Origin of the sequence: Streptomyces sp. NPDC088116 (assembly GCF_044741745.1) — a bacterium.
Classification (GTDB): domain Bacteria; phylum Actinomycetota; class Actinomycetes; order Streptomycetales; family Streptomycetaceae; genus Streptomyces.
The window spans coordinates 937,937-952,168 of sequence record NZ_JBIUTF010000001.1; the positions used below are offsets into that span (position 1 = coordinate 937,937).

At 66.2% G+C, this 14,232-nt stretch carries 11 protein-coding genes and 1 pseudogene; 3 read left to right on the forward strand and 9 right to left on the reverse strand.

All coding sequences use genetic code 11. The annotated features are described in order from the left end of the window. Nucleotide 1 precedes the first annotated feature (1 nt). Complete coding sequence (locus tag ACIOJD_RS04070; RefSeq protein WP_401908090.1) at nt 2-754, reverse strand: DUF6879 family protein; 753 nt, start codon at nt 752-754, stop codon at nt 2-4. A 172-nt stretch (nt 755-926) separates the two neighbouring features. Here ACIOJD_RS04070 and ACIOJD_RS04075 point away from each other — a divergent pair, with 172 nt between their 5' ends. Then, nucleotides 927-1,130, forward strand: a complete 204-nt coding sequence (locus tag ACIOJD_RS04075; RefSeq protein ID WP_401908092.1) for a hypothetical protein — start codon at nt 927-929, stop codon at nt 1,128-1,130. Next, a complete protein-coding gene (locus ACIOJD_RS04080) occupies nt 1,127-1,366 on the forward strand; it encodes a hypothetical protein (protein WP_401908094.1) in 240 nt (79 codons plus the stop codon). The genes ACIOJD_RS04075 and ACIOJD_RS04080 overlap by 4 nt, the downstream gene beginning before the upstream one ends. 55 nt (nt 1,367-1,421) lie before the next feature. Here ACIOJD_RS04080 and ACIOJD_RS04085 read toward each other — a convergent pair whose 3' ends face one another. From ACIOJD_RS04085 to ACIOJD_RS04105, 5 genes are all read right to left on the reverse strand, one after another. Beyond that, nucleotides 1,422-4,031: a galactose oxidase-like domain-containing protein gene (locus ACIOJD_RS04085; RefSeq protein WP_401908095.1), complete on the reverse strand. Its 2,610-nt coding sequence runs from the start codon at nt 4,029-4,031 to the stop codon at nt 1,422-1,424. Further along, nucleotides 4,028-5,353, reverse strand: coding sequence for a glycosyltransferase (locus tag ACIOJD_RS04090; protein WP_401908097.1), 1,326 nt, complete (start codon nt 5,351-5,353; stop codon nt 4,028-4,030). The genes ACIOJD_RS04085 and ACIOJD_RS04090 overlap by 4 nt, the downstream gene beginning before the upstream one ends. Further along, nucleotides 5,350-7,152, reverse strand: a complete 1,803-nt coding sequence (locus ACIOJD_RS04095) for an ArnT family glycosyltransferase (protein WP_401908099.1) — start codon at nt 7,150-7,152, stop codon at nt 5,350-5,352. The genes ACIOJD_RS04090 and ACIOJD_RS04095 overlap by 4 nt, the downstream gene beginning before the upstream one ends. Continuing rightward, nucleotides 7,149-8,399: a glycosyltransferase gene (locus tag ACIOJD_RS04100; RefSeq protein ID WP_401908101.1), complete on the reverse strand. Its 1,251-nt coding sequence runs from the start codon at nt 8,397-8,399 to the stop codon at nt 7,149-7,151. Before ACIOJD_RS04100 ends, ACIOJD_RS04095 begins: the two co-directional genes overlap by 4 nt. 355 nt (nt 8,400-8,754) lie before the next feature. After that, a complete protein-coding gene (locus ACIOJD_RS04105) occupies nt 8,755-10,806 on the reverse strand; it encodes a thioredoxin domain-containing protein (protein ID WP_401908103.1) in 2,052 nt (683 codons plus the stop codon). Nucleotides 10,807-11,851: 1,045 nt separating this feature from the next. Between ACIOJD_RS04105 and ACIOJD_RS04110 the strand changes: the two genes are divergently transcribed. After that, complete coding sequence (locus tag ACIOJD_RS04110) at nt 11,852-12,718, forward strand: TIR domain-containing protein (protein ID WP_401908104.1); 867 nt, start codon at nt 11,852-11,854, stop codon at nt 12,716-12,718. Between the two features lie 25 nt (nt 12,719-12,743). Here the strand turns inward: ACIOJD_RS04110 and ACIOJD_RS04115 are convergent, their stop codons facing one another. The 3 genes and pseudogenes from ACIOJD_RS04115 to ACIOJD_RS04125 form a co-directional block, all read right to left on the reverse strand. Next, nucleotides 12,744-13,598 carry a hypothetical protein gene (locus ACIOJD_RS04115; protein WP_401908106.1) on the reverse strand — a complete coding sequence of 285 codons (855 nt, stop codon included), beginning with the start codon at nt 13,596-13,598 and terminating at the stop codon, nt 12,744-12,746. Nucleotides 13,599-13,812: 214 nt separating this feature from the next. Beyond that, nucleotides 13,813-13,995 carry a hypothetical protein gene (locus ACIOJD_RS04120; RefSeq protein WP_401908108.1) on the reverse strand — a complete coding sequence of 61 codons (183 nt, stop codon included), beginning with the start codon at nt 13,993-13,995 and terminating at the stop codon, nt 13,813-13,815. A 25-nt stretch (nt 13,996-14,020) separates the two neighbouring features. After that, nucleotides 14,021-14,146: pseudogene (locus tag ACIOJD_RS04125) on the reverse strand (DUF255 domain-containing protein); the annotation flags it as partial. Nucleotides 14,147-14,232: the final 86 nt, after the last annotated feature.

The following is a 14,232-nucleotide window of genomic DNA, read 5'->3' on the forward strand; positions in this document are numbered from 1 at the left end:
GCTATTCGGTCGCGGCCACCTGCGCCGCGAACTGGTCGTACGGGATGGCATGATGCATGGCCGCGTCACGAATGATGGCGTACCGCACGACCTCGGCCGGTTCGGTGATCAGCTCGATGTCGAGCATGTTGTCTTCGTCATCGAAGTGCAGCAGGGCGACGGTCCGCGAGTCGAAGATCCAGAAATCCTCGGCGGGCAGGGTGGCCCTGTCGGCGTCCTCGCGCCACAGGTAGCGCATGTCCTCACCGACTGCCGCGTTGTGCCGGGCGTAGTCGAGCAGGAACAGTTGCTCCACGCTGGGCGGGTTGTCGGCCACGCGGACGCGGCCGACGCGCTTGCCCGCTTCCGTCTGCGCCTTGATGTTGACGAACCAGGGCTCGTTGGGGTCGCAGGGCGATGAACCGGTGACCAGGAACTCCTGAAAGTCAGGGTCCTGCCGGTCCGACGCGTAGCCGCGCCGCGTCTCCAGACGCCAAGCAGTGTGCTCGAAGGTCTTGAAGAGACACCGGAAGATGTCCCGGTCGACCAGTTCCGGCACACGCTCCATCTCCTTCGGTCCCCAGTTCACGAGCAGTTCGCGCGGTACGGCCACCGCCGCATCGTCCGGACCGAAGTACTGGAGCTGTGCAAGGTCTCCGGGGTCGGTCACGGGCCTGCCTTGAACGATGATCTCGCCGGTGCCTTCGTCCATGTGCAGGGCGGGGCAACCGTCGACCTCGCTGTCGGTACCGGTGAAGCGCAGCTGACGAGCCATGGACGCTCTCCCTTCCCGGAGTGTTGATCCGACAGCATGGCCGGAGCCTCAGCCCGGTTCTACAGAGTCAGGCAGGGTCCAGGAGAAAAAATCAGCAATCTTCGTTGCCTGGTGAGCAAATTCGAGAAAACAGCATACCGCGAGCCAACTGCCCACTTCTAGCGTCTGGTTCATGGCAACCAAAGAACAGCAGGACATCGACCCGTTCACGGCGACGGAGTCCCTGAGAGCGGCGCTGGCCGGCGTCGGGATCGTCCTTCCCTCCCTGAACGTCGATGCCGCGTCCCCACAACTGCGGCTGGTTGAACTCGGGCGCGTCCGCTCCGACGTGGCCGCCCGTCTGGCCGCAGCACTCCAGCGAGGGGGCCGAGGGTGACGACAGACGAGGAGCCGTCCACGATGCTCAGCCACGGCGAACTGCCTTACCCGGCAGGGACTCTCATGGTGGACACCATCTCTCAGCGGACGGGTCAGTTGGTCGGCGTGATTGAGGAGCGTCTCAAGGAGTCGGGCAAGGTCGTCAGCCGACAGGCGTTCCTGCGGCCGGAGGGCGGCGGCATGGAATGGGATGTTCCCCTCGGCCGAATCAAGATCGCGCGGGGCGACGAGTGACCACCTCCACCAAGGCGGCTGCCCGCCCGGATACTCAGCCCCACCCCCTGACGCCTCAGCCCCTCCGCACATCCCCCTCGCCGCACGCCACCCCGTCCCCGTCCGGGTCCAGCCGGAGCGGGTCGTCCTGTCCGTTGACCTTCAGCCGCCCGTAGTCGTTCGTCGCGAGCCAGTCGCAACGCGCCCTCGTCATCGCGTCCTTCGCCGCGCCTGTCGTCGCGTCCTTCGCCGCGCTTGTCATCGCGTCCTTCACCGCGCTTGTCATCGCGTCCTTCACCGCGCTTGTCATCGCGTCCTTCGCCGCCGCCGTCTTCCCGTCCTTCGCTGCCACCGCCGTCACGCTCTCCGGGAAGACCGTCGGTACGCAGACGTTCGCCGACCCGTAGTGCCGGTCGCAACCCGCGACCTGCGGGCTCACCGGCGCCGAAGTCCGCTTCCTCAGCGGCTTCTTCGGGCTCTTCGCCGGTTCCCCCGCGAAGTCGTGCACGTGAGCGGACGCCGCCGGCTCCCCGCCCGGCACCGCCGGCTCGCCGGCCTTCCGCGCCGAGGTCGCCGGGCCGCCCAGACGGACCCACTCCGCCACCGACGGAACGCCCTGGGCGTCCACGGCGAACAGCATGTACCAGCCCGGCGGAGCCAGATTCGGGTTGCTCGTCACATTCAGATCGACGTTGTTCCCGTCCACCGACAGCGGCAGGTCCACGAACCGCTGGTTCGGGTCGGACGAGTGGGTCACCGCTGCGGGCCGGATCAACTCCGCCTTGGCTATCGGCCGGTCGACCGTGATCCGCTGGGTGTCCCCGTACAGCCACTGGTTGTCGATCAGTGAAGTGATCTTCGGCCGCTCGCCCTTGAGCAGGTACGGCGGGGTGTAGAGCGAGACCTTGTGGTTCCAGGAGCCGTTGCCCGGGTTGTCGCCCATCGTCATCACGCGGCCGTCCGGCAGCAGGAACGCCGAGGAGTGGTAGCCGCGCGCCTCCGGGTCGGGCGCCACCGGGTCGAAGGTGTCGGTCAGCGGGTCGAACAGCGAGGTCTCGAAGACCGGGTTGGCGCGGTTGTGCAGCCCGCCGCCCGTCTCCAGCACCTTGCCGTCCGGCAGCAGCACGGCGGAGCCGTACATCTTGCCCTGCGCCCCGGTCTGCGGCCGCGGGCCGTTGCCGAAGTCGACCGTGCCCTGCGGGAGCGGCGGGCCCGGTGTGTACGCCGGGTCCGGCCGCTTGAGGTCGATGAGATCGGTGAGCCGGTTCGCCTCCGGGTTCGAGTCGATGTTGCCGCCGCCGATCGTCAGTACCCGCTGGTCCTGCGCGGGCGGCAGCAGCACACTGGCCGACTGGTCGCGCTCGTCCTTGTTCCGCAGCCCGGCCACGTCGGTGACGGTGTTGGCGTCGTAGTCGTAGACCGACGAGCCCGTGCCCGGGGTGCCGTTGCCGAAGACATGGCTGCCCGAGTAGAAGAGCCGGCCGTCCTGCATGAGGATCATCGACGGGTACAGGCCCCAGTACGACCAGGTCTGGTTGACCTGCCCCATCGGCAGCCACTTCTCCTGCACGGCCGACCAGCGATCGGCGGTGACCGAGCCGGTGGAGTCCTCGCGCAGCCCGCCGAAGGACAGCACATCGCCGTTGCCCATGATCGTGGCCGACGGGTACCAGTGGCCGTCGTTCATGTCGTTCGTCCTGCGGTACGTCTCGGTGGCGGGGTCGAAGAGGTACGAGTCCTTGTAGCCCTGGTAGCCGACCCGGCCGTCCGCCGACGGATAGCCCTTGTTGCCGCTCATCACGAGAACCCGGCCGTCGGCCAGTTGCACATGCCCGGAACAGAACATGTCCTTGGGGGTGGGGACCGTACGGTACGAGCCGTCCCGCGGGTCGTACACCGCCGAGGTGAACGTACCGGCCTCGAACATCTCCGGGTCGTTGCCGGAGCCCGCGATCAGCAGCACCTTGCCGTTGTTGAGCACCACCGAGTGCATGGAGCGCACCGGGTTCCGCGTCGGCAGGACCTCCCACCTGCCGTCCACGCACTCCTGAGGGGTGCCCGTGCAATCCGGTTCGACGGGCGGCGGCGCGACCTCCTCCGTCAGGTAGTCGTCGGTGGTCACACTGCCCGTGCCGTACACCGACACACCCCAGGTGATCCGGTCGGTACCGGGCGGGACTACGGGCGTACGGACCTCGGCCCGCCGGTAACCGGCGCTCAGCTCAAGGGTTTTGAGGTCCGTCCAGTACTGCCAGCCCGTCGTCGTGTCATGGCGGAAGAGTGTGATCGCCGCGTCCGGGGTCGTGGACTTGTACCAGAGGGACAGGTCGTACTGCCGCTCGGCCGACACGGCGGGAGCGCACTCGGCGGACTCCGTGATCAGCGCCTTGCGGTCGCCGTCGGCGCGGCGGGTCAGCTCGACCCTGAGCGCCTTGGTGCCGGAGTGGGCGTCGGGGGCGCCGACCGTGGTGAAGGTGGCGTCGTTGTCGCCCCAGCCGGACCGCTCCCAGCAGTACGGCATCTCCCCCGCTGCTCCGCCTGCGCCCGCCGTCTCGAACCCGGGGTTCTTGACGAGGTTCGCCCCGGCGGAGGCCGGCTGCTGCGCGCCGAGCAGCAGCGCCCCGGTGAGCGCGGTGACGGCGACGAGTGCGGTGGTACGGCGGTGTGACGTACGGAGCGCTCTCACCGGCCCGCCTCCCTCTCGACGCGGTCGCCGCCGGTCTTCCGCCCACCCGTACGGGCCGCACGGCCCGTACGGTCCTCAAGGCCCGAACTCCCCTTCCCTCGCTGCCTCTTCGGCATGTACACCAGCGCCTCCGTCCCCGCGAACCGCAGCACGAACGTCGCCAGCAGCGCCGTCGCCGTCGCCGGCAGCACGCCCATCCCGAAATCGGCCACGAACAGCGCGATCAGCGGTATCCGCAGCAGCAGATCGGCGTTGGCGAGCAACGCGAACCGGCCCACCCGGTCCGCCCAGTGCCGGTGCGCCCGTCTGCTGCGGAAGAGCAGCACCTCGATCAGCAGGAAGTTCCACAGCACACCGAACTGGTTGGCCAGCACCTCCGCCGCCAGGTAGTGCGCCCCGGCCGCCGTCAGGCCGTACAGCGCGAGCAGATTCGGTACGAAGCCGGTGAGCCCGATCAGCCCGAAGGCGATCATCCGGGCGACCGGCGAGGCCGTCCGCAGCTCGACCAGATGGCGCAGGAACCGCAGCCCTTCCTTCGCCGTCGACTTGGACTCGCCCGCGAACCGGTCGCGGAAGACGAACGGCACCTCGGCCGGCTGCTCGGGCCGGCACCGTACCGCCAGTTCCAGCAGGATCTTGTAGCCGAGCGGACGCAGCGCCTCCGCGGTGACGGCGGAGCGCCGGATCGCGAAGAAGCCGCTCATCGGGTCGCTGATCCCGCGCAGCCTGCCCGGGAAGATCCCCTTGGTCAGCCAGGTCGCGGCGCGGGACACGGCGACGCGGTAGCCGCCCGCCAGCCCGGCCCGGCTGCCGCCCTCGGTGTAGCGGCTGGCGACGACGAGGTCCGCGGATCCGCGCTCACCGGCCGCGACCAGGTCGGGGATGAGGGCGGGCGGATGCTGGAGGTCGGCGTCCATGACGACGATCCAGTCGGAGCCCGCCGCCTTGAGCCCTTCGACCACGGCGCCGCCGAGGCCACCCTCCGGGGTCTCCCGGTGGATCACGCCGACCGGGAAGGGGCAGTCCTGCGCGGCGGCCGCGATCACCTCGGGGGTGTCGTCCGTCGAGTCGTCGACGAAGAGCACCTCGCAGGGCAGCCTGGCCGGTACGGCGTCGGTGAGCTGGCGCAGCAACTCGACCACGTTCGCAGATTCGTTGAAGGTCGGGATGATGACGGTGACGGCTCCCGGCTCGGCGACGGCCGTCGCTTCCAGCCGGGCGTCGCCGAGAACCCCACCGACGGGTCCGGCCGAGTGTCCTGTCCGTCCCTGTCGGCCCGGTCGGCCCGGGTCGCCCGTCCCCGGAGCGGGAGGAACGCTCATCGCTCGCCTCCCGCGGTTCGCCCGACTCCTACAGGTCGCTCGGCACCCACGGTTTGCTCGGCTCCTACCGCTCGCTCGGCACTCACGGCTCGCCCAGAAACCACGGTTCGCTCGGCACCCACGGCTCGCCCGGCACCCACGATTCCCACGATCCGTCTGATCTCGATCCGATCCTCACCGTCACCGAAGACAGCCACAACGGTCGAATGGTTGAGCGCGTCCCGCACATTGGGCAGGTTCCGCGCGTCGCGTCGTACGGTCGGGGAGGCGACCACATAGTCCAGGTCCCGCCAGCCGCCCGGCATCGTCTTCGTCACGGCCGGGTCGAGGTCGGCCTTGTAGAACCAGATAGCGCCCAGGCCCGGTTCGTACCCGGCGTGCACCAGGTCCAGCCACAGCGCGTCATCGACCAGCACGCGGGTCGTCGCCGGGTCGGGCACCTTCGTCGCCATCCAGGAAGCGGCCGCCCGGTAAGGGGCGTTGGCGTCGGCGGTCAGCGCGGTGCGGTTGCCCTCGTACCAACGCGGCGCCACGTACACGAGGGAGGTCGCCGCCAGCAGCGCCAGCGCCGTCCACCGCAGGGCCGTCAGCTTCCGGCTCTCCCCCAAGGTGTTCCGCCGTCGGCGCAGGACGGCATGGGTGACGCTCGCCGCGCCGCCCGCCAGCACCAGCGCCAGGAACGGCAGCCCCTGGATCACATACATCGCGGGCAGGTAGCCGGACGGGCGCAGCGCGACGGCGGTGAGGATCACCACGACCAGCGCCGGACCCGCCAGCGCCCGCGCCGTGACCGACCAGCGGAAGGTCACCGCCAGCAGGATCCCGCCCGCGATACCGCCCAGGGGCAGCACCCGGTCGTAGTACAGCCAGGACTGGAGCACACCGTACGAACCACTGCCCGGGTCGAGTACGAAACCGGAACCGGGCCTGCTCATCTGGTACGTGATGCCGTCCCACAGCGAGACATGTCCGTCGCCCGGCAGCAACTCGCCCTTGAGCAGGGCGAACAGCGGATAGGAGAGCCCGAGCAGCACGCACGCGGTGATCGCGCCGGTCACCGCGAATTTGCGGGTGTCGCGATGACTGTGCCGCCACATCGTCAGCAGCAGGGCGGGCAGGACGACCAGCATCGTCTCCTTGGTGAGCACCCCGACTGCGGCGGCGAGTCCGGCCGCGAAGTGGTGCCAGAGGTGGCGGCTGGGCGAGGCCGCCAGGCAGAACGCGAGCAGCATCCACATCACGGCGATGTTGTCGAGGAAGATCTCCCGCTGGAGGACGACGGACAGCGGGGAGAGCCCGAAGAGGACCATGGCCAGGCCGGCCGCCCAGCGCGGCAGCCACAGCCGCCGGGCCAGTACGTAGAGGAGCACCGCGCTGGCCGCGCTGACCAGCAGCATCGCGAACCGCATCGGGGCGACCGTCATCGACTCGGGCGAGACGAGCGACGGCAGCCAGGTGAGGAACGCGATCTGGAGCCAGCCGAGCGGAGGATGGTCGTACCAGTAGGTGTAGTGGGCCAGGCCCTTGCCCTCGCGCACCGCCCAGGCCTGGGCGAGATAGGTGCCCTCGTCGTCGCTGAGCGCCGGGTAGTGCTGGATGTTCCAGCCCTGGACGAGCAGGATCGCGACGAGGAGCACACCGCACAGCAGCAGGTCGGAGCGCGAGCGCCGGAAACGTATCACCGGCCGCCGGAACACGACCGGCCGACCGCCGCTCGGTACGGGTCTTCGCGGCGCGGGAACGGCGGCCTGGGCCGGCTCGGTGAGTTCGGCCCTCTCGGTGGGAAGCGTGGACGTCATGCGGGCACGTCCTCTCGTACGAGATGCGCGCCGACATGGCTGGTCAGCTCCCAGTCGCCGCGTCCCCGCTGCTCGCGCCAGACCGCGCGGACCGCCGCACCGGCCAGCAGCATCTGGTAGAAGGGGCCGCCGACGATGAGCTTCAGGTAGTGCGCGAGGCGGACCCGGAGCCCGTACTGCCTGCCGAAGTCATGGAGCCCGACGATCTCGAAGACGAAGGTGACCATCGCGGTGACCAGTGGCAGGAAGGTGATGAACGCGACCGTCACCGGCACGTCGAGGAACAGCGCGATCCCCACGTTGAACGGGATGACCAGCCCGGTGAACGCCTGGAAGAACGGCGTCATCAGGGTGTAGCGCGCGAGCATCCGCTGTCCGTGGGTGGGCAGTTGGCGCCAGTCCTTCTTCCGGTACACCTGGAGGAAACCCTGGTTCCAGCGGGTGCGCTGCTTGAACAGCGACATCAGCGAGCCGGGGGTCTCCTCGCGGGTCACCATGTCGGAGTCGTACGCGACGACGACCTTCTTGCCGGTGCTGGAGAGCCGTACGCCCAGATCGCAGTCCTCCGCCAGGCAGTTCTGGTCCCAGCCTCCGGCCTCGCGCAGCACTTCGGTCCGTACGAAGACGGTGTTGCCGCCGAGCGGTATGAAGCCCTTCTCGGCGTGCAGGTGGAGCCGGCTGCGGAACCAGAAGAAGTACTCCAGGCAGTTGCGCAGGCTGTACCAGCTGGAATGGAAGTTGATCAGCTGGACGCCGCCCTGGACGACATCGGCGCCGGTGGAGCGGAAGGCATGGTCGACATGGGTCAGCAGCGCGGGGTGGACCTGGTCCTCGGCGTCGAAGACCCCGACGATCTCGCCGGTGCAGTGCGGCAGCGCGGTGTTGAGCGCCTTGGGTTTGTTCTTCGCCTCGTGGGTGTCGACGACGACCCGGACCCGCGCCGGATCGCGGGCGGCGGCCCGCTCGGCGACCGCCGTGGTCTCCGGGTCGTCGTGCCCGACGATGACGATGATCTCGAACGCGGTGTGAGTGGATTCCCGTAACCGCTCGATGGTGTGCTCCAGCACCGCCTGTTCGTGCCGGGCGGGCAGGAGCAGCGAGAACGAACCTTCTCTTCCCCCGTCAGGCTGGTCGAATCTGGTCGCGGCCAGCGTTTCGGGTGTACGCCAGGCGTGCATCTGCCACCAGAGCGTGAACGCTGCCATCCAGAAAAGCGCCAGTGAAACGGCAGCGATGAACACGGACATGACCACACGGCCCCCCCCTTGGCCCGGGTGCGCCGCGGCAGGCCCCTGGGTCCTGTCCGGCCGGCCTTTGCCGGGCCCGGAACGCCTGGCACAGCGCTTCGCCGCGTTGCCGAAACGCCCACAGGAAACCACCCTGCGGGCGCCCCGGCGCCTTGCGATGCACCGCACCAGACGCCCCGGGCTGATCCGACAAGACCGACCGGACAGGACCTGGCCTCCGACGCCCCGACATCCCCCTCACACACAGGTCCCACGTGCGTACCTGCTGTGACTCTTGTGAAGACAATAAGGGGAACCTGTGACACTCGGGGGGACGATCAGGTGAATACCGCGTTTCAGTCCGATTCGTTACCGATCAGAAATCGTCCGCATCCGCCCGGGAGACACCCAACTCGCCTCCGAGGACGCCAACTTCGGTCGTCGGCGCGGCACAGACGAACCGTCGGCAGACATAGGCGGCGGCCTGTCCATCCACCAGCGGGCGGTCCGCCAGGAGGGGGAATTCACCGCCACCGGCCGCACCGGTCGCGACCACCGCGCCGGGAGCGGTGCCCAGCAACGCCGTACGGTGCAGCCGGACCGTACGCTCATCGCCCTCGGGCCCGACGACGGCGACCTCGCGCGGCCCGTCCAGCAGCGCCTCGGCGACCGCGAGCCCCCAGCCGACGAACCGCGGCGCCCTCGGCCCCAGCGCCTTCACCACGCCCAACGCCCCTTCGGCCGCCGTGCGATGAGCCTCGGAACCGGTGTGGGCGGCGTACGAGAGCAGCGCCCCGGCGGCGGCCGTCCAGCCGGACGGGGTGGCGTTGTCCGTCGGGTCCTGCGGCCTGCGGATCAGCTGTTCGGCGTCGTGGGCGGTGTCGAACAGCGTCCCGCTCTCCCCCACGAACTGGTCGAGCACGATGTCCAGCAGGAACCCGGCGAACTCCAGCCACGCGCCCTCCCCGGTGACGGCGGCGAGCGCGAGGAATCCCTCCGCGACATCGCCGTAGTCCTCCAGCACCCCGGCGTTGGCGCCGGTGCGCCCGTCCTTCGAGGTACGGGCGAGACGCGCCGCGTCGTCCAGATGCAGCCGCACCAGCAGATCGGCGGCCTCGGTGGCCCGCTCCACCAGATCGGGGCGGTCGAAGTACGCGCCGGTCTCCGCGAGCGCCGCGATCGCGAGCCCGTTCCAGGCGGCCACGACCTTGTCGTCCCGCCCCGGCCTCGGCCTCCCGTCACGCGCCGCCAGCAGCCGCTGCCGTACGGAAGCGACCCGCCCGGCGTCCACCACCCCGCCGCCCTGCGGGAGTTGGAGCACGGACGCGCCCTCTTCGAAGGTCCCCTCGTCCGTCACCCCGAAATACTGGGCGGCGAACGCGGCGTCGGACTCCCCCAGCACGTCCCGCAGCTGGTCCGGCGTCCATACATAGAACGCGCCCTCGACATGCTTGCCCGAGCCGTCGTCGCTGTCGGCGTCCAGCGCGGAGGCGAACCCGCCCTCGACGGTGCGCAGTTCACGCACCATGAAGTCCGCGGTCTCCAATGCCACGCGCCGGGCCAGATCGGATCCGGTGGCCCGCCACAGATGCGCGTACACGCGGCACAAAAGCGCATTATCATAGAGCATCTTCTCAAAATGGGGCACGACCCACTCACGGTCCACGGAGTACCGCGCGAACCCGCCGCCGAGCTGGTCGTAGATCCCGCCCCGGGCCATCGCCTCACAGGTGTCGGCGGCCATCTGGAGCGCGCCCTCCGCGCCGGTACGGGCGTGATGGCGCAGCAGGAACTCCACCACCATCGACTGCGGGAACTTGGGCGCCCCGCCGAACCCGCCCCACTTCGCGTCGTACTCCCGAGTCAGCCCCAGCAGCGCCTGCGCCAGCTCCTCCTCACCGGGCACCCCGCCCCCACCATGCGCCAGCGACCGCCCGGCCAGCTCCCGCACGATCCGCCCAGCAACCTCGGCAACCTCCTCGCGCCGCCCACTCCAGGCGGCCTCGACGCCCTCCAGGACCTGCATGAAGGAGGCCATGCCGTGGCGTGGCTCGGGCGGAAAGTACGTACCGAAGTAGAAGGGCTCCCCGTCGGCGGTCAGAAACACCGTCATGGGCCAGCCGCCCTGCCCGGTGGCGGCCTGCACGGCCTCCATGTAGACGGCGTCGACATCGGGCCGTTCCTCGCGGTCGACCTTGATATTGACGAAGTGGGCGTTCATGTACGCGGCGGTGGCCTCGTCCTCAAAAGACTCGTGCGCCATCACATGGCACCAGTGGCACGCGCTGTAGCCGACCGACAGCAGCACGGGCACGTCACGCCGTCGTGCTTCCTCGAAAGCGTCCGGTTCCCAGGGCCACCAGTCGACCGGGTTGTCAGCATGCTGAAGCAGATAAGGCGAGGTGGTTCCTGCAAGTCGATTGGGCATGCTCCATCGTCCCGCACACCTAAGCGCCCCTGCCAGTCGGCGTGGAGGCATAGGCCGGGACGGAACCCGCTGCAATCGTCAGGCCTTCCCCGGCACGCAACGGAAGGCCAGGATGGCCTGGCCAGCCGTAGAGGATGCGCCAGATGAGCCGGCCAGAATGGCAGCCGATCACGTGGTCGAGGTCGTCCAGTCAGGCGGACGGGTGCCCGTCCGCCTGAACCACCAGGCCAAATTCTGGTCAATTCGGGCTCAGTCTCTTCAGTTCGCCAAAGATAGGCCACCTCAACCACCGGCCCGGGCTGCCGGGACCACGTTGATCGTCTACCGCTATCACACTCGCAACCTCAGCCACTCCAAAGAATTATGAGACGATTAAGCGCGGGAGGTTTGCTCTCGATCACACTTGGATATCTTGCGAAGCAACACTATGGAGGTTGCAATGCTCGCACCAATTGTGACAGCCGGAGCCAGTATGGTAATTGCAATCATGGCGTACTGGTTGAATCATCGAGGGGAAGTTCGAAGGTCTCTCAGGAAGGCGCGGATCGACTGGGTCAGTAGCCAGCTCAAAGATCTCTACGGCCCACTTCTCGTTCTGGCGGAGACCAATGAGCGAGCATGGAAAGAGTATCGGAGAGCATATTTTCCGCCCGACTCTCGAGAATCGGTAGAGCGCCCACTGCCGGAGTCGGTGTCAACGCTGTGGCATCTGTGGGTTAAGGAAGTATTCGCCCCGAGGGCTCGACAGATAAGAGAGATTGTCACTGCGCGTGGAGATCTTATTATCGAAAGAGAAATGCCAGCAGTGGTACTTGACTTCTGCGCCCATGCGGCAACGTACGATGCCCTGCTGGCGGACTGGGATACCACCAGTGTTAACAATTCCACGCTGATCCGTCACCCAGGAATTAGCTTCCTGTCGTACGTACGTGAGTCGTACGCTGCCCTGAAGGCAGAACAAGAACGTCTACTGAACTCAAGGCGACCCGATTAGCATTAGTGTGCCCGCAAGATTCTTACGACGATAAAGCGAGAGGTGTCGTTCATGAAGATATTCCTGAGCTGGTCCGGGGAGCGCTCAAGGCAAGTCGCCGAGTCCCTTAAATCTTGGCTGCCAGATGTCATCCAAGAGATTGACCCATGGGTCTCCACTCAGGACATCGCCAAAGGGGGAAGAGGAATCAATGAGATTACCAATGAACTTGCCGCGACAGACTTCGGGGTCGTCTGCATAACCCCAGAAAACGAAGCATCAAAGTGGATTAATTTTGAGGCGGGTTCACTGGCCAAGCAATTCGACATTGCACACGTTGTCCCGTTTCTGATTGACATGAAAATTGCCGACCTAACCGGCCCTCTCTCTCAGTTCCAAGCAACTGTCGGGGACAGCCGGGACGACGTCAGGAAGCTCGTTGGCGACATCAACAGGGCGTTAATAGGAAGGGCGGTGGCAGAGGATCGCCTGGAGCGAGCATTTGCACGCAGCTGGCCCGAGCTGGAAAGGACCCTTCAAGATGTCCGCAGAACCGCCCCCAGGGAAGGCATGCAACATTCGGTCGAGCGGTCTGAGGCCGAGATGCTGGAAGAGATCCTTTTGCTGGTTCGAAAACAAGAATATCGCCGGGCGGATACGGAGGGAAAGGTAAATCAAGTCGAGGAAAAGCTATCGCGCAGCCGGCGCATCAGCGAGGATGAGTTCATCGTATCGTCATTCGCAAAGATAGGATGGCAGGTAATCGGATCCTCATGGGAAAGTGCTGGAGTGAACATCACGGCTCTTTACCCGGGGGACGGCAGCGTATCACTGTCGCGTGATTTCATCGAGCGGATGGCCAAGGCTTTAGGTAGGCCGGTGGTTGTGGTCGGGGAGTCGGGGAATGTAGTAACCCGCAGCGGTCCCAATTTTTCTTAGCGCGCTACAATGTGGGATTCATCGCTCAAAACTTTTCCTCAATGAGAATCGGCATTCTCTCTGTTTTCCTGAAGCGCAGGTTGTCGATTTTTTCCTCCCGGACCCATGAATTCCACGCCTTGATGTACATAGCTACTTGCTCGCGCATAGAATATCGCCGCTTAATTCCTCGCTTCTTCATGTGAGGAACCTTGAGCATGGCAAGCCGTGGGTCTCCCATCTCAAGGTTCGCGCCAGAGGTCAGCCCTTCGATCCAGGTGTCAACCTTCATGACGGGAGCCGCCTCGGTCGTGACGAAATAGCCCACCGCCACTGCAGTCTGGCTTGCGAATACGTGCTTGGAAATATCCCGACCCATCACTACGGCTTCTCGGTACATGTCACTGTCCTCGTTGTACGCCGCTAGGATCCGACCGTTCGCGACTCGAGATCCAGTACCGCTCCATGACGAGTCTGGCATGTTCTTGAACAGGAGAACGTGGCGAATAGTGGAGTGAAGCAGGGGGAGATACTTCTCACCGGTTGCGGAAAGTGTGTCTACGCCACTCCGACGCTTACCCGTGTCCAGAACAGGAAATGCAGTTCTCGGAAGCCCTTCAAACACGTAAAGCCATACCGGAATACCAGCCTTGATAATGGCATTCAAGCGATGCTGGCCATCCAAGAGAAAACCAGTATCGAGGGGCCCGTCAATGGCAATTCCCTGATGTGTCAGCTGCCACTCTTCGCGGATTATTGAATCAGCTAGGAAATCAACTTGCCCCCAGTCCAAGCGGCGATTAACTACGGCTCGGGACAGTAAACTCTCTGCGATCTCGGGAGTTACTTGGACCAGACGTGGAATGGGCACGTCCCCTGGAACCCCGCTGTTGATGAGCATTCCAAGACTATACGGGCCTCGACGGCGTAGCGTAATCGAAGATCTGAAGCGATCGATCTCGCACAGTTATGTTCAAGATGGATCACAATAGACAGGTTGGCCGCAACGCGGCGGGAGAATATCTATTCAAATTTAGGCGATAAACTCTACTTGTCCCAACCTGTCCGCTTTTCGAACAGGCGGAGCTGCCGTATGACGCTGCGGGACGGCGAGGTCAATGGGCACGACGCTGCTGTGCGTGACGCTCGAACGACAAGATCGTGTCTACTGCATTGGCCTTGATGGTGCTGGAGTGCTCTTCGCTCTGCGGGGTCATGACCACCTTCCCATCGATCCCGAAGATGACCACATATCCAGCGGGGGACTCGGTGTGCATGACCGCGTCAACGCTCGTCAACGGCTCCTTCCTGTCGCCTCTCAGGAAGCACCGGCACGTCGCGCTCACGCTCTTCCTCAAACGCCTCCGGCGACCAGGGCCACCAGTCGACAGGGTTGTCGGCGTGCTGGAGAAGGTAGGGGGAGGTCTCGTGGGCTTGTCGGTTCGGCATGGGTCCATCCTCTCCCACCCCGGCGCGGTGATCAGGGAGCGGGGGCGCGGGCCGTGGAGCAGGAGGTACGACGCTCGGGCGGACAG